17 protein-coding genes are annotated in these 14221 nt (G+C 33.7%); 8 read left to right on the top strand and 9 right to left on the bottom strand.

Translation table 11 applies throughout. The features are described 5' to 3' along the window. On the top strand, positions 1 to 1074 hold the full coding sequence (gene cydB, locus GCQ56_RS09765; protein WP_152734287.1) for a cytochrome d ubiquinol oxidase subunit II: 1074 nt from the start codon (positions 1 to 3) through the stop codon (positions 1072 to 1074). Positions 1075 to 1084: 10 nt separating this feature from the next. Next, positions 1085 to 1393 (top strand): hypothetical protein, encoded by a 309-nt coding sequence (locus GCQ56_RS09760; protein ID WP_152734286.1) that lies wholly within the window; start codon positions 1085 to 1087, stop codon positions 1391 to 1393. Between the two features lie 81 nt (positions 1394 to 1474). On the opposite strand, the gene GCQ56_RS09755 is transcribed toward GCQ56_RS09760, so the two are convergent. Beyond that, positions 1475 to 1942 carry a hypothetical protein gene (locus tag GCQ56_RS09755; protein WP_152734285.1) on the bottom strand — a complete coding sequence of 156 codons (468 nt, stop codon included), beginning with the start codon at positions 1940 to 1942 and terminating at the stop codon, positions 1475 to 1477. Positions 1943 to 2229: 287 nt separating this feature from the next. Between GCQ56_RS09755 and GCQ56_RS09750 the strand changes: the two genes are divergently transcribed. Further along, positions 2230 to 2688 carry a cold-shock protein gene (locus tag GCQ56_RS09750; protein ID WP_152734284.1) on the top strand — a complete coding sequence of 153 codons (459 nt, stop codon included), beginning with the start codon at positions 2230 to 2232 and terminating at the stop codon, positions 2686 to 2688. Positions 2689 to 2876: 188 nt separating this feature from the next. Here GCQ56_RS09750 and GCQ56_RS09745 read toward each other — a convergent pair whose 3' ends face one another. From GCQ56_RS09745 to GCQ56_RS09730, 4 genes are all read right to left on the bottom strand, one after another. Then, positions 2877 to 3068, bottom strand: coding sequence for a cold-shock protein (locus tag GCQ56_RS09745; RefSeq protein ID WP_152734283.1), 192 nt, complete (start codon positions 3066 to 3068; stop codon positions 2877 to 2879). Positions 3069 to 3309: 241 nt separating this feature from the next. Further along, positions 3310 to 3852 carry a GNAT family N-acetyltransferase gene (locus GCQ56_RS09740; protein ID WP_152734282.1) on the bottom strand — a complete coding sequence of 181 codons (543 nt, stop codon included), beginning with the start codon at positions 3850 to 3852 and terminating at the stop codon, positions 3310 to 3312. 3 nt (positions 3853 to 3855) lie between these two features. After that, positions 3856 to 4614 carry a DUF4197 domain-containing protein gene (locus GCQ56_RS09735; RefSeq protein WP_152734281.1) on the bottom strand — a complete coding sequence of 253 codons (759 nt, stop codon included), beginning with the start codon at positions 4612 to 4614 and terminating at the stop codon, positions 3856 to 3858. A 113-nt stretch (positions 4615 to 4727) separates the two neighbouring features. Further along, positions 4728 to 5615, bottom strand: a complete 888-nt coding sequence (locus tag GCQ56_RS09730; protein WP_152734280.1) for a hypothetical protein — start codon at positions 5613 to 5615, stop codon at positions 4728 to 4730. 249 nt (positions 5616 to 5864) lie between these two features. Here GCQ56_RS09730 and GCQ56_RS09725 point away from each other — a divergent pair, with 249 nt between their 5' ends. After that, on the top strand, positions 5865 to 6551 hold the full coding sequence (locus tag GCQ56_RS09725) for a hemolysin III family protein (RefSeq protein ID WP_152734279.1): 687 nt from the start codon (positions 5865 to 5867) through the stop codon (positions 6549 to 6551). A 48-nt stretch (positions 6552 to 6599) separates the two neighbouring features. On the opposite strand, the gene GCQ56_RS09720 is transcribed toward GCQ56_RS09725, so the two are convergent. Both GCQ56_RS09720 and GCQ56_RS09715 read right to left on the bottom strand, forming a co-directional pair. Further along, positions 6600 to 6926 carry a hypothetical protein gene (locus GCQ56_RS09720; RefSeq protein ID WP_152734278.1) on the bottom strand — a complete coding sequence of 109 codons (327 nt, stop codon included), beginning with the start codon at positions 6924 to 6926 and terminating at the stop codon, positions 6600 to 6602. Positions 6927 to 7139: 213 nt separating this feature from the next. Further along, the gene (locus GCQ56_RS09715) at positions 7140 to 8519 is read right to left on the bottom strand and encodes a tryptophanase (protein WP_152734277.1); all 1380 of its coding nucleotides are present in this window, start codon (positions 8517 to 8519) and stop codon (positions 7140 to 7142) included. 567 nt (positions 8520 to 9086) lie between these two features. Between GCQ56_RS09715 and GCQ56_RS09710 the strand changes: the two genes are divergently transcribed. From GCQ56_RS09710 to GCQ56_RS09700, 3 genes are all read left to right on the top strand, one after another. After that, positions 9087 to 10718, top strand: coding sequence for a DUF3078 domain-containing protein (locus tag GCQ56_RS09710; RefSeq protein WP_152734276.1), 1632 nt, complete (start codon positions 9087 to 9089; stop codon positions 10716 to 10718). 121 nt (positions 10719 to 10839) lie between these two features. Next, the gene (locus tag GCQ56_RS09705) at positions 10840 to 11307 is read left to right on the top strand and encodes an HAD family hydrolase (protein ID WP_152734275.1); all 468 of its coding nucleotides are present in this window, start codon (positions 10840 to 10842) and stop codon (positions 11305 to 11307) included. A gap of 94 nt (positions 11308 to 11401) precedes the next feature. Further along, positions 11402 to 11836 (top strand): rhodanese-like domain-containing protein, encoded by a 435-nt coding sequence (locus GCQ56_RS09700; RefSeq protein ID WP_152734274.1) that lies wholly within the window; start codon positions 11402 to 11404, stop codon positions 11834 to 11836. On the opposite strand, the gene GCQ56_RS09695 is transcribed toward GCQ56_RS09700, so the two are convergent. Next, positions 11829 to 12329: an O-acetyl-ADP-ribose deacetylase gene (locus tag GCQ56_RS09695; RefSeq protein WP_152734273.1), complete on the bottom strand. Its 501-nt coding sequence runs from the start codon at positions 12327 to 12329 to the stop codon at positions 11829 to 11831. The genes GCQ56_RS09700 and GCQ56_RS09695 overlap by 8 nt on opposite strands. A gap of 299 nt (positions 12330 to 12628) precedes the next feature. Here GCQ56_RS09695 and GCQ56_RS09690 point away from each other — a divergent pair, with 299 nt between their 5' ends. Next, the gene (locus tag GCQ56_RS09690; protein WP_152734272.1) at positions 12629 to 13723 is read left to right on the top strand and encodes a 6-phosphofructokinase; all 1095 of its coding nucleotides are present in this window, start codon (positions 12629 to 12631) and stop codon (positions 13721 to 13723) included. Positions 13724 to 13780: 57 nt separating this feature from the next. Here GCQ56_RS09690 and GCQ56_RS09685 read toward each other — a convergent pair whose 3' ends face one another. After that, positions 13781 to 14203 (bottom strand): thiol-disulfide oxidoreductase DCC family protein, encoded by a 423-nt coding sequence (locus GCQ56_RS09685; RefSeq protein ID WP_152734271.1) that lies wholly within the window; start codon positions 14201 to 14203, stop codon positions 13781 to 13783. Positions 14204 to 14221 lie beyond the last annotated feature (18 nt).

The raw sequence follows: 14221 nt of genomic DNA, 5'->3' as shown, positions 1-14221 counted from the left end.
ATGGAACTATTTTGGTATATAATAATAGCAATTGTATTTGCTGTTTTCTTCATATTAGACGGTTACGATTTTGGTACAGGAATCGTTCATTTGTTCTTTGCAAAAAAAGAAAAAGATAAAGAAGTAATTACAAAGGCAGCAGGTCTTTTTTGGGATTCGAACGAAGTGTGGTTGGTTGCAGCTGGAGGATTGCTTTTTATGGCTTTCCCAACCTTTTACGCTTCTGTTTTTAGCGGTTTTTACCTTCCGTTGATATTGGTACTTTGGTTTATTATTTTCAGAGCAATTGGTTTGGAATTACGTAGTCAATTCAATTTTCAGATGTGGAAAGACATTTGGGATAAAGCCTTTGGTGTTTCCAGCTTGCTGTTGACCTTGTTTTTTGGAATAGCATTAGGAAATGTAATCAGAGGTGTAAATTTGGGAGGTGTTGAAAATGGGATATCTGCTTACGAAGGACATTATTTTTTCCTTCCACTTTGGAATAGTAGTTTCAGTCCGGAAGGAACTCATCCCGGAGTAATTGATTGGTTCACGATTGTGATTGGTGTAATTGCAGTGGTTACATTAACCATTCATGGCGCCAACTGGGTCATTTTAAAAACTAATGCATCAATTAACGAAAAGCTTAAATCAGTTGTTGTAAAGCTAAATATCGCACTTGTATTGCTTACTATTTTCTCTATATCAATTTGGCATTTAATTAAGCCAAATCCATTTTCGAATTTCGCAGAAAATCCCTGGCTAATTATTTTCCCGTTGATTTATATTACAGGATTAGTTGGCATGTTTTTTATAGGAAAGTATAAGAAAGATATCTATGCTTTTATTTGCTCTTCCTTACTAATTGCAGGAGGAATCTGTTCTTCATTGGCATCAATGTTCCCAGTGATATTGCCTTCTACCAATAGTATAAACGAGTCGCTAACCATTTACAATACATCGGCATCGCAATATGGATTATCAGTTGCTGTGGGCTGGGCAATTGTTGGTTTTATTCTTCTGTTTATTTACATGATAGTTCAGAAAAGGTTGATGGGAGGAAAAATAGACCATATGGATTACGGACATTAATAGACTGATTATGACTGATACATTGATTTCATTAATAAGCATCCTGATTGGAATTTTGGGAGCGAATAGCACTAGTCTATTCTTCAAAAAATATTCCTTCGGAATTATTGGAAATACTATTGCTGGAGTTTTTGGAAGTGTTTTTTTTATTAAATCCATTGGGCGATTAGGATTTAGCCCACAAGCAATCATGCAAACAGGCACAACAAATATCAACTTGTTTGCTCTTAATGCAATTGTTTCTTTTTGTGGTGGAGTTTTGGCAGTTTTCTTACTAAGTAAACTTGCTACTAAGTTTAACAAAACCAATAATCAATAGTTAAAGAACAAGACAAATGAGAAATAAAAAAGATCTGATTCTTATGAATCAGATCTTTTTGTTTTGATGGTCAAATGATTTTTACATTAATGATCCTAATCCACCGCTTACCCCGGCTACGATAAAAAATATCATGTATAGCGATAACAATACAATGGTAAAAATGCCTGTGAATTTATAATGAGATTTTAGATTTTTAAAAGCCAGGGTTAAGGTCACGGAATCTTCGTTGTATATAGCTTTTCTTGAAAGACTAGAGAATTTGTATAGGTAATAAATAGGGAAGAAGAATAATGCTCCCAACAATAGATAGACAATGCCAATTGCTATACCCATTCCTGGAAAAGGCATGGCACCTGCGGAAAGTGTATTAAATATGGTTGACATTAGCAGTGATACAACTACTAATAAACCTAAAAATATAAATCCTAATATGGATAAGAATATGGTCCATTTACGGGTTTCGTTCAGGTAAATTACCGATTGTGCTGAGAATTCTATTGCTTTAGCTTCTCTGCCTTCGTAGTTGTTGGTTTTGTTATATTCCATAATTGTATTACTTGCTTTATTTTAATAGTATTTGGATTGTTACAAATGTAAATATCATTTATTAAGATCACAATAATTAGATTGTAAAATACCTGTGTAATGTTACTGATTCTATTTGATTTAACATCTTTTTGCCTCTGTAATTTATGCATTGGAAAAAAGTAGGGAATTCTTAGAATAAATGCGTACATTGCAAGACCTTTTTGAAGCGTGAAAGTAAAGAGTAATAATTACCGGATTTGATTCATTAAGGTTATAGAAATCATTAATGTATCGTTAAAAATTTTATGGCTAGATCGCAAGAAACTTACAACAAAAAGGAAAAAGAGAAAAGAAAACTTCAGAAAAGAAAAGAGAAGGAAGCACGTAAAGAAGCACGTAAAGAATCAGGTGGTGGAAAATCATTCGAAGATATGATTGCTTACACTGATGAGTTTGGTAACATTACTTCAACTCCTCCAGATCCAAATAAGAAGAAGGAAGAGATTAATGTTGAAGATATCGTATTGGGTGCTCGTAACAGTGGTGACGCTGAGGAAGAAGCAGGTGGAAGAGAAGGTATTGTTAGTTTCTTTAATGATAGCAAAGGTTATGGGTTTATTAAAGATCTAGTAACTAAAGAAAGTGTATTCGTTCATGTTAATGGTTTGGTAGATCATATCAAAGAAAATGATAAGGTTACTTACGAAACGGAAAGAGGCCCTAAGGGAATGAATGCTGTGAATGTAACTTTGATTAAAAAGTAATCTATATTATAGAATAAAATTATACAATTGTATATTGCTGACGATTTGCTAATAGCTTATCGTCAGTTTTGTATTGTTACAGTTTCTTTTAAAAAGTAAAAGTTTCACCTGTAAATTACATATTAGACCAAAACAAAAAAAGCAGCCATTTGGCTGCTTTTTTTTATTTCAATATCAAAGTAATCTAATTAGTCGATTACTCTTACATTAACGGCGTTTAAACCTTTTCTTCCTTTTTCAACGTCGTACTCAACTTTGTCATTGTCTTGAATTTCGTCAACAAGACCTGATACGTGTACGAAGATGTCTTCACTTGAATCTGCTGGTTTAATAAATCCAAAACCTTTTGACTCGTTAAAGAATTTTACTGTTCCTTCCATGGTAATTTTTTTAATAATAATAATTTAATGCTGAAAGTCTTTAACTCTCTGTAATACCAGTAACGATCCTATTAATTTTTATTCCGGAAGGGAATGAAAGAGTAACGAATGATAATGAAATTAAAAGAGGAGATGTTCATCCTATTGACTTTATAACACGCCAAAGGTAATTAAAAATTCTTTATACCAAACAATTTTATAAAAAATTGTTTTTAATTATATCAATGTTATAATGAGGAGATTAGATTGTATGGGCTTTCCATTCTCTATTAAGAATTGCAAATATTACATCATCTACCCAAGTTCCATCAATGTTTAGGCTCTCTTTAAAGTGTGCTTCCTTTCTAAAACCGAGTTTTTTAACCATCTTTATCGAGGCTAAATTATCTGGATCTACCGAAGCTGTAATTCTATGTTTGTTTAGATCGTTAAAAAGAAAACTGATTACACCTGTTAGAGCTTCCTGTGCATATCCCATTCCATGATGTTCCTTATTAAGAGTGCAACCAATTTCAACCTGATGTTCATCTTCGAGAAAATGAATGCCTATATCTCCAATTAATTCTGAAGTGTCATTTTTTAGAATTGCCATTTGATACCAGGTGTTGGGAGTATTAATTTGTGTAGCGATTTTATTTTTTATAAAATGCGAACAATCTTCTAATGCATAAGGAATCCATCCTTGGTATTTGTTTGTTTCTGCATCGCTTCGATATTTGTAGAAATCCTTCACGTGATTTAACTCCAGCTTTACCAATTGTAGCCTATCCGATAATACTTCCATAATTTAAGATTTGTCCAATTCACCAAACACTCTTTTAAGAATGCTGTTCACTCTTTTTAAAGGATCTTTTCTAATTTGTTTTTCCTCTTCTGCAACCTTTAGAAATAGAGCTTGAAGTGCTTTATCTGTAACGTATTCGTCCAATTGAGTATTTACAGGTTCAAGCTTTGCCAATTTACCAGCAAAACTACTTGCAACTTTATTGTAATTTCCTGTAAGTAAATTCCACGATTCGTTGGTTGATATGTTAGCAATCAGCTTTTTATCAAGCGAAGCTTTTACTTTTGGTAAAAACAGGTCTTTTAATTTGCCTGTAGTTTTATTCTGTAGATATTGGGTTGCAGCATTGTCGCCACCTTTTAAGATACCAAAAGCATCGGCAATGCTCATTTCGGTAATTGCAGATGCAAAAATCGGTGCTGCTTCTTTTACCGCATCTTCAGCTGCTCTGTTTAGTCGAATTTCTACTTTATCAACCAAATCTTTACCACCAGGAATCAAACTAATATTTTTAGTAATAGTTTGTGCCTCGGGTGGCAATAAGATTTTAACCAATTCGTCTTTATAAAAGCCATCTTCTATTGATAAAATATTGGCAGCATTTACACTTCCAACTTTAAGAGCTTCCTTTAATCCGGTAGAAACTTCTCCGCTTGTTAAGGGAGCTGTTTGTTCAAAATTGTATTGCTCGAGAACGGCTTGCATCTCTGCACAGGAGAAGAACATTCCGCTAATAAATATAGTAACAAGTAGTTTTTTCATGTTTTATTGGTCAAAAGTTTTTAATGATTGCCAAGGTATCAAAAATTGTAGATTCGATCAATAAAAAATCCCCGAAGCAAAAACATCGGGGATAAGATAATGTACAGTGCAGTCTATTTGGTAATATTCTCCATAAAATCTTCTACATCGCCTGGTGTGCTCATTATTTTCATGAAAGTCCCCATTGTAAGTTCTGGCCAATAAAGAGCAAATCTATATTTTCCATGAAGCATGGTTACCTGATTTCCTTGTAATATTATATCATAAGGCATAGCAGCAATATGATCTTCTCCAATTATTGGTAAGAAATGTTTCTCTCCATCTTCAGCATCATGTAATCCAATTCCAAAAACGGCAGTTTTTTTATCTGGGAAAATTTGTTCGTAAATCAATTTTGTATTTCCTGTTTCAGCTTTTAGGTTTTTACGAATCAACTCCAGCCCTTCTTCAAAACTTGCAAATTCGTTTAGTTCAACCGGATCTTTAAAGTATGGCATCATCATTTTATAATGATATTTCTTTAATGCTGGAATTTTAACTTCTCCACCAAATTTTGAGAACTCTGAGCCAATAGAACTTAGAGCATTTTTTACATCATTGGTAATTGAGGTAAATTTGTTTTTATCCGTTTCGTAATTTTGTAAATATGCACAAAACATATAATCTGGGTTAAGCAGACTGATATCGATATTATCACCTTTTTTAACTAAACCAACTTTTATCACACTAGCCAAAGCCCCACGATCTTTCGATTTTAAACAAAGTTCATTCAAATCGCTTCTTGTGAAACAAATAACTTTCAGGTTTGGATTCGATTCTGGTTGATAATCACCAATAATTTCAAATTCTTTAAATTGAAGTTGTGTCTTAATTTGATCAGCTAGGGTATTAATGTTCTCCGATGAATTGCCAACCTTAAAATAAGGAGATAGTTTAGTTTCTTGTGCATAACTTGTATACAAACAAATGATACTTAAAACCAGGATAGCTAATTTTTTCATGTCGTTACAATTATAGTTATTAAGATGTTTAGATTTTGCAATATATAAATATGAAAACATGTAGAATGTGTTGTTGCGCATATTTTCTTTTACTGAAAGAAATTATGTGATCATCTCAATTCCAAACGCCTTTTATATATAGGGGTGTGAAACTATTTGTAATGAGTGTAAATTGAATTTCTGTTTTTTTGAAAGTTCATTTCTTTTTCAGACATTAGATACAAGAGCTATAATCTTTAAATACGCACTATGAAGTGGATCTTAATATTAATAAGTTGGGCAGAGGGAGAGAAGAAGAGATTTTTAACTGACAAAGAGTCGATTCATGAATTGATGAATTGGATTTCGCACTCACTGGGAATTTTGTTTGTAGTCCCCGCTGGAACTTGGTTGCTTTATACTACCTGGCAAACTCAGACTTGGCAGGGATTTATAGCAGTTTTGGTATTCATTTTAGGATTTTTGATTCTTTATAGTTCTTCATCGCTGTATCATTATATGGTTGATCATCCCAGAAGGAGTTTGTTCCGTAAGCTCGATCACATTAGTATTTTTATAATGATTGCTGGAACATATACACCTTTTCTTGTGATTTATCTGGATAATTTTGTAGGGAAAATGTATTTGGCAATATTGTGGATTTTGGTGGTGTTGGGAACCATATACAAACTCTATTTATTGGGAAAATACCGTTGGATATCTTTATTACTCTATCTATTTATGGCATGGATTCTTGTCTTCAATTTTAAAGCGTTTAGTTCAGCCCTTCCTGTTTTAAGTCTTAAGTGGCTATTTGTTGGAGGCTTGTTTTACATGTTGGGCGTTGTGTTCTATGTGTGGAAAAGGTTGCCATTCAATCATTTCATTTGGCACTTGTTTGTGTTTGGTGGCAGCTTGTCTCATTTTATTGCAGTTTATTATGCAGTAAGTCCATAAAAAAAGACTTTCTGTATAGAAAGTCCTTTTGTAGCAATGTGCAGGCAATTAACAAATTCTGCAATTTTTAACATACCACGATACGGGATGTTCTCTTTTTTCTACTAATTCGGTGATAATTTTTTTATTATCCCAAACAGCACAACACGAAGTGGTTTGGTTTAATGCCTTAATCAGCCTCGACCAATCGTTCATGATTTCCATGGTTAAAAGGCTTTCGTACTCCTTAAAGACTTTAATGGCTGAAGATCCACAGAAATGTAGTTTATCTTCAAGAGACTTTAATTTGTCATTTTTAGTGAAAATGTGATCACCAACTTTAAAATATTCCTCCTCGTTTAATTGTAGTGTTACTTTAAGATCAATTGTAGTCATAGCTTGTTAATTTAGGTTAGGATTTGCTTCTTTTTTTCTTTATTAAAGGTTTGTGTTGGTTTGTTTATTTCTCTGATTTATTGATCTTTTCTAAAATTAAGGAATTTTACACGTACTAAAAAATAAAAATTATTAAAGACTGATTTCTTTATTTGAATTAAAAAAAAAAAGCTCCCAAAAGGGAGCCTTGCAATATAAAGATTTGATTTTGTCTTAGTCGATTTTCTCTAACTGAACGGTGAAGTGTCTCATAATTGGAGCTTCATCAACAATTTTAAATCCATTCTTAATTTCTAATCTGCGATCATATACATTTTTGAAAGCCGCAGCAATAACATCCATATGGTTGTTTGTATAGGTTCTTCTAGGAATAGCTAAACGCAACAACTCTAAATCAGGGTAACGATTTTCTCTGGTCTCAGGATCTCTATCCGCAAGAATAGCGCCAATCTCAACACCACGAATACCAGCTTCTAAATACAGCTCGCAACCTAATGTTTGTGCTTGAAATTCTTCTTTAGGAATATGACTCAAAATTTTCTTAGCATCCACAAAAATGGCATGACCACCAATTGGCTTCTGGAATGGGATGCCATATTCTTCAAGTTTAGCTCCCAGGTACTCCACCTGCTTAATACGAGTCTCCAGGTATTCGAACTCGGTACCTTCATCTAAACCTTGAGCCAATGCATTCATGTCACGACCAGACATTCCACCATAAGTTACATAGCCTTCGAACATGATATTATAAGTAGATGCTTGCTTCCAAAGCTCTTTACTTCTCATTCCAATGAAACCACCCATGTTTACAATAGCATCTTTTTTAGAACTCATGGTAGCCATATCAGCATACGAATACATCTCTTTTACAATCTCTTTTATTGTTTTATCCTGATATCCTTCTTCACGAGTTTTAATAAAGTATGCGTTCTCAGCAAAACGTGCTGAATCGAAACAAACTGGAATTTCATATTTGTCTGCCAATTCTTTTACTGCTTTTATATTTGCCATAGAAACAGGCTGTCCTCCTGATGTGTTACAAGTTACAGTAACAATAATCATAGGAATTTGCTCTTTTGGATAAGTAGAAAGAACTGATTCCAATTTGATTAAATCCAGATTACCTTTAAAAGGATGATCAATTTCTGTATCAAAAGCTTCATCGATAGTACAATCTACTGCTTTAGCTTTTCTAAATTCAATGTGACCTTTGGTTGTATCAAAATGTGAATTTCCTGGAACGATATCTCCATCTTTTACCAATACCGAGAATAGTACATTTTCAGCTGCACGTCCCTGGTGAGTAGGAAGAAAGTGATCGAAACCCAAAATGTTTTTTAGGGCTGATTTCATATTGTAATACGAGCGAGCACCAGCATAACTTTCGTCGCCAAGCATCATTGCCGACCACTGTTTGTCACTCATTGCACCTGTACCCGAATCGGTAAGTAAGTCAATAAAAACATGATCACTTTTTAGATTGAACAGATTGTAATTGGCTTCTTTAAGCCATTGTTCTCTTTCTTCACGAGTGCTTCTTCTGATGGTTTCAACCATCTTAATTTTATATGATTCTGCAAATGGTAATTTCATGATAATTATATTGAATGTTGTTAATTTTCTTGATTGTACATGCCATCACAAACTAAGCTTCAAATGATTTTATCATTTTGATTCTTGTAAATGTCTGGGTTGGCACTAGTTTGTATAGGTATACGAACAATTTAACCAAATAGATTTATGCTATTCAGTTATTGCTGTTAGTAAATTAATTTGGAAATGTTGGGACGAATGATCCCTAAACGAGTTTAGAAATGAAACTCGTCTCTGTTTTTAATGTTAAGGTAGACTTTGTGTGTCAGTTTTGGAAGTTGATATTTTATTTCCATAGGTTCTGATTTTTCTACTTCGCCAAATTTAAATTATTTTCTGATGATATAAAAATACTTGAACGAGAAAATGCAAACGTTTGAGTTGAAATGATTTGTTGGAAAGCCTTATTTTTGGTCTGTTTTTTGATAATATTGAGTTCATTATTTCTTTTAAGAACGAAATAATTTTGACATTTTTGCAGGTGCCTTGTGCAACATTGATTTGTTGTATGTACTTGTGTAAGTTCCAAAAGCCCAATTAATTTTAAATAAGAACAGAACTACGCCCATGATTCGTTTTTTTTGTGTTTTACTGATATTAATTCAGCCAATAGCATTATTTGCTCAATCAAAAGTTCAGAAAGATTCCATATTAATTGATACGATTCGTTTAGACGAATCAATGTATCGTTTAAAGCAAAATTCTACCGATTCTTTAAAGCATTTTGCTCATGATTCGGTCTTAACTCAAATTCAAGATCCTTTGTATCACCTCAATAATGTCGGTTTTCGATTCATTGTGAGAGAACTTGCAATGGACTATTCGAAACAATATCACCAAACTGATTCTGTGCAAGAAGCTGTAAATACTTTATTGGAATATGTAAAAAACGATAGTATCCGTAATATGGTTTTCTATCTAAAGGAATATATTGACAATAGAAAAACAGAGGATGCTTTGCGCGAGGTTAAAAAGCAAGCTGAATTGGAAAGAGTTTTAAGTTATCAGCCAGATTTAGATCAAATACAAGAAGTACCAGATAATAATTCATGGAAGGGTGAAGCCTTAACTGAATTGTATAATTATGTAGAGAAGGATCCTGTACATCAGTGGATAAGAGAGATAAGCAGGGATTCTGTATTTCTGGGCGTGAAAAATTTCATGAATGATTCTGTTAAGTTTTGGATTAATAATGGGAAACAAGATTTTAAGAGGTTTTGGCTGAAAAAAAATAAACGGGATTCAATTGGAATTTGGATTCAAAATACTACAGATAGGTCAGTGCGAATTTTGGTTGATGATGATGTTTATCAACAATCCGTTCAAAGATCGAAAGTTAGAGGAACAAGTGTAAGACTGGTTAAGAAGATGTCTGCAGATCAATATAAGTTAGCTAAACTAGGACGATATAAGCGATATTCGCAGATTTGGAAATTGGGAGCAACAATTGGTTTATCATTTAACCAGGGGCATGTTAGTGATAGCTGGTCTGGCGGTGGCGAGAGCTCTATAGCTACACTTTCAACTATTAATGCTTTTGCCAATTATAAAAAGGGAATTCATACATGGGATAATAGTTTGGATGTAAAATATGGTTTGTTGAAATCAGGTGATAATGGTTTTAGAAAAAATGAAGATAAAATTGAATTCAACACCAAGTATGGACAGAAAGCGGTTAAGAATTGGTATTATTCAGCACAGTTTAATCTTAAAACACAAATGTTAAAAGGGTACGATTATCCAGCTGATAATCCACGAAAACTGAAATCGAACTTTTTTGCTCCTGCTTATATTATTGCTTCAATTGGTATGGATTATAAGCCAAATAAAAACTTATCAATACTTCTTTCGCCTTTATCAGCTAAATACACAATTGTAAATGATACAATTCTAATTGATCAAACTCAATATGGTATCGATGAAGATGAGAAAGTGAAAAAAGAGGTTGGTTCGTATGTTAATTTTTCTCATAAACTGAAATTTTGGGAGGATATGGAATTGCAGAACAAAGTTTCGCTTTATTCGAATTATTCGGAGAAACCTAAGAATATTGATATTGATTGGGAACTAATTTTAACAATGCCAATCAATCAATATTTGTCTACTAAGATTTCAACACATATCATATCCGATGATGATACCGGGTCGAAAGTTCAGTTTAAAGAGAACCTTTCGGTTGGAGTGAGTTATCGTTTTTAAAATTATTTTGCAAGGGTATAAATACCCAATTTATTGAATAGTGAAGTAAATAAGTGTGTTTTTAAACCTGTTTTAATCGTTTAAAAACCATTATTTTGTGATAGAATTAAAACATTAATCTATGAGTTTAAATTTTGCGGTTCCTGGTGTTGGAACGATTACTATCGATACCTTGGTGGTAGATTCGAATGGAACATTAACCGTCAAAGGTGAGATGGTTCCTGGTGTAGTTGAGAGAATTCATCGTCTTCAAAGTTTAGGCGTAAATGTGGTTATGATTTCTTCGGATCAAAGAGGAAATGCGCGTGCTTTAGCTTTATCGAGTGGGATTGCTTATTATGAAGCGAACAATTCAAGAGAAAAAGAAGACGTATTGTTATCTCTTGGAAGTAATAATGTTGCTGCAATTGGTAATGCTCGTATTGATATTGGACTTTTTGTTCAGTCAATTGTATCTATTGCAACTTTGCAAAGTGAAGGTATTCATAAGGATATAATCGATCATGTTGATGTAATTGTGCCATCCATTAATGACGCATTGGATTTTTTCCTTGATGAGGATACATTTATTGCCACAATGAAACGATAATTGATTTAAAATTGATATAAAAATCTCCGAAAGGAGATTTTTTTTGCATACTTGCGAACTAAGAGCTATTTTTTCTCTACTATTAGATTGTACTATGGATGTAATATTGGTTGTTTTTTCGGTATTAGCACTTATTTTTGGAGTGTATTGGTATTTTATTCATGTACCGGATTATTATGGGTACATTACTAAACGTGGAGAAGATATGAAGAAATATCTTTCACCAGATGAGCTTCTGTTATTGTCGAAACAGGATCATGAAGATATATGGATTTTGGATGTGAGGGAAGAAGAGAATTTTCTTTTAGGTCACATTCCAGGAGCTAAAAATTTTCCTCATGATAAAGTCGATCAGTGGTACTCCGAAATACCTAAAAACAAAAAGCTAATTTTATATTGTGATTTAAGTTTAAAAACCCAAAACGTGATTGTGTTTCTTGAAGAGAAAGGTTATGATCAAATGTTAAATTGGGGAAAATACAAGCGTTGGAAATTCGATGAGGTTGTGGAAGAAACCATTACTATTTGAGTAGTTCGTTATAAATCTTTAAATTTTCATCATCGAAAACGCAGAATGTTACTTCAATTAGATGCTCACATTTTGCCAGTTGTTTTTTTACTGTTTTTACGGCTATACGTGCTGCTTCCACTTTAGGATATCCATACACGCCAGTACTTATGTTCGGAAATGCTATGCTTTGTAGTTTATTTTTCTCTGCTAATTGTATACTTTTTTTATAGCAATTTTTTAATAGTTTAGGCTCATCTGTATTTCCATTTTTCCAAATTGGTCCAACCGTATGAATAACATGTAGACAAGGCAATAAGTAGCCTTTGGTAATCTTAGCATCTCCTGTATCACATCCATTTAATTTTTTACATTCTTGCAGAAGTTCAGGACCAGCTGTACGATGAATTGCACCATCAACTCCACCACCTCCCAATAAATTTGAGTTTGCTGCATTAACAATAACATCTACATTTAATGTCGTAATATCTCCCTTAAAAATTTTAATTTCCATTTTTTTATCAAGATTTACTTGTTTTACTTTTTTGTTGCCTGTAATAATCCTAACTTATTCTGTTCTTTTTAAGCTCAAAACCAAAGCTTTATTTTACTGGTTTTCTTTCTCAATTTAACTTATACTAAATGTGAAGATGGGGCACTATAAATTTACCAATTCAAATTCATTATAAAAAAACATTTCGAAATCGATTGCAATTCATTGATTGTGAAAATGTTTGTTCCGGTTTGGAAAAATATTTTTATTTTAGCCGCGCTAGCCAAGCAAATTGATTGAAATATATTAAATTGACAATTATGAAAAGAGTATTAGTTGCAACCGGGGGTGGTGATTGCCCAGGATTAAATGCTGTGATTCGCGCCGTTGTGAAACGTGCAGCTCAGGAAAAAGATTGGGAAGTTGTTGGAAGTATTCAGTCTTTCGATGGAATTTTGAAAGAGCCAACAGAAATTAAGATATTAGATGATGCAGCAGTTAAGGGTATCCACTATCAAGGTGGAACTATAATTGGTACTACTACTAAAGGTGGACCTTTCGCTTGGCCTGTAAAGAACAAAGATGGATCATGGGGATCTGCAGATCGTTCAGACGAGATGATTCGTAAATTACAATATTTGGGAGTTGATGCTGTAATTAGTATCGGTGGTGATGGTTCTCAAAAAATTTCGCAAGCACTTTACGAAAAAGGATTGAACATTATTGGCGTACCTAAGACTATCGATAATGACCTTTCAGCTACCGATTTTACTTTTGGTTATCAAACTGCTGTTCAGATTTGTACAGAGGCTGTTGATAAGTTGAAGACTACTGCTGCTTCTCACAATCGTGTTTTCATTTTGGAAGCTATGGGACGTGATGCGGGATGGATTGCTTTAAGTGCTGCTATTGCAGGTGGTGCAGAAGCTTGTTTGATTCCTGAGATTCCTTATGATATTAAGAAGGTTAAGCAGAAGTTGGATACTCGTTTCTTGAAAGGAAAAGGTTTTGGTATTATCGTTGTTGCCGAAGGAGCTATGCCTAAAGGTGGTACTGCTTTAGCAGAGGAAAGTACTGAAGTTGGTAATCCTAACTTGAAATTAGCTGGTGCTGCTGATCGTTTAGCTGCGGAATTAAAAGCTGCTGGTGTTGAAGCTGATATTCGTACTACTGTTTTAGGTCACTTACAACGTGGTGGTATTCCTGTAGCTTACGACCGTGTTTTAGCTACTCAGTTCGGAGTGAAAGCTTTCGAAATGGTATTGGAAGGAAAATTTGGACAGATGGTTGCTTACCGTCACCCTGAAGTTGTTGGCGTACCTCTTCCAGAGGCTATCGGACAACAGAACCTTGTTGATCCAAAAGCGAACTTGGTTCAGACAGCAAAAGGTGTTGGAATTGCATTCGGAGACTAATTCGGAGCAAGGAAATATTATCAACCGGAATCGTAATGGTTCCGGTTTTTTTGTGCCTTAATGAAAGCGATTTTGCCATTCAGGCTTAGGAATCATGCAATCTTTTTTTCTGCCGAATACCTTGTAGCGGTTAATGGAAATAATATCATAAACCCAATTGGTCAGTTTTTTAGGTATGAATCTGAAATGATAGATAATTTTCCAAGGATAGATCAGATGTTTGGTAATCTCAAAGGCTGCTGTGCTTTTTGTGAATACTAGCCCATTTTCAATGAAAACGACAGTTCTAAAATCTTCATTGTGTAAATTTAACGCTTTAAGATGTTGTTGTGCATATTCAGATTGAAGTGGAGCGAAATGTAGGTTCTCTTTGCGATTGTAGGCAAGAAGAAAGCGAACCGAAGTGTTACATAAATTACAAACCCCGTCGAATAAAACGACAGGGTTAGTAATTTTTGTATTTGAAGCATTTTTATGCATGCTGGAAATTTCTTAACT

The sequence above is a fragment of the Marinifilum sp. N1E240 genome (assembly GCF_009295825.1).
GTDB classification, from domain to species: domain Bacteria; phylum Bacteroidota; class Bacteroidia; order Bacteroidales; family Marinifilaceae; genus Marinifilum_A; species Marinifilum_A sediminis.
The sequence above is the reverse complement of the archived record's forward strand: the minus strand, read 5'-3'. Positions and strand labels throughout refer to the sequence as shown.

What these genes read in the sequence shown, in the direction of transcription:
- cydB (WP_152734287.1), top strand. Translation starts at nt 1, where the DNA reads ATGGAACTATTTTGGTATATAATAATAGCAATTGTATTTGCTGTTTTC.
- GCQ56_RS09760 (WP_152734286.1), top strand. Translation starts at nt 1,085, where the DNA reads ATGACTGATACATTGATTTCATTAATAAGCATCCTGATTGGAATTTTG.
- GCQ56_RS09755 (WP_152734285.1), bottom strand. Translation starts at nt 1,942, where the DNA reads ATGGAATATAACAAAACCAACAACTACGAAGGCAGAGAAGCTAAAGCA.
- GCQ56_RS09750 (WP_152734284.1), top strand. Translation starts at nt 2,230, where the DNA reads ATGGCTAGATCGCAAGAAACTTACAACAAAAAGGAAAAAGAGAAAAGA.
- GCQ56_RS09745 (WP_152734283.1), bottom strand. Translation starts at nt 3,068, where the DNA reads ATGGAAGGAACAGTAAAATTCTTTAACGAGTCAAAAGGTTTTGGATTT.
- GCQ56_RS09740 (WP_152734282.1), bottom strand. Translation starts at nt 3,852, where the DNA reads ATGGAAGTATTATCGGATAGGCTACAATTGGTAAAGCTGGAGTTAAAT.
- GCQ56_RS09735 (WP_152734281.1), bottom strand. Translation starts at nt 4,614, where the DNA reads ATGAAAAAACTACTTGTTACTATATTTATTAGCGGAATGTTCTTCTCC.
- GCQ56_RS09730 (WP_152734280.1), bottom strand. Translation starts at nt 5,615, where the DNA reads ATGAAAAAATTAGCTATCCTGGTTTTAAGTATCATTTGTTTGTATACA.
- GCQ56_RS09725 (WP_152734279.1), top strand. Translation starts at nt 5,865, where the DNA reads ATGAAGTGGATCTTAATATTAATAAGTTGGGCAGAGGGAGAGAAGAAG.
- GCQ56_RS09720 (WP_152734278.1), bottom strand. Translation starts at nt 6,926, where the DNA reads ATGACTACAATTGATCTTAAAGTAACACTACAATTAAACGAGGAGGAA.
- GCQ56_RS09715 (WP_152734277.1), bottom strand. Translation starts at nt 8,519, where the DNA reads ATGAAATTACCATTTGCAGAATCATATAAAATTAAGATGGTTGAAACC.
- GCQ56_RS09710 (WP_152734276.1), top strand. Translation starts at nt 9,087, where the DNA reads ATGATTCGTTTTTTTTGTGTTTTACTGATATTAATTCAGCCAATAGCA.
- GCQ56_RS09705 (WP_152734275.1), top strand. Translation starts at nt 10,840, where the DNA reads ATGAGTTTAAATTTTGCGGTTCCTGGTGTTGGAACGATTACTATCGAT.
- GCQ56_RS09700 (WP_152734274.1), top strand. Translation starts at nt 11,402, where the DNA reads ATGGATGTAATATTGGTTGTTTTTTCGGTATTAGCACTTATTTTTGGA.
- GCQ56_RS09695 (WP_152734273.1), bottom strand. Translation starts at nt 12,329, where the DNA reads ATGGAAATTAAAATTTTTAAGGGAGATATTACGACATTAAATGTAGAT.
- GCQ56_RS09690 (WP_152734272.1), top strand. Translation starts at nt 12,629, where the DNA reads ATGAAAAGAGTATTAGTTGCAACCGGGGGTGGTGATTGCCCAGGATTA.
- GCQ56_RS09685 (WP_152734271.1), bottom strand. Translation starts at nt 14,203, where the DNA reads ATGCATAAAAATGCTTCAAATACAAAAATTACTAACCCTGTCGTTTTA.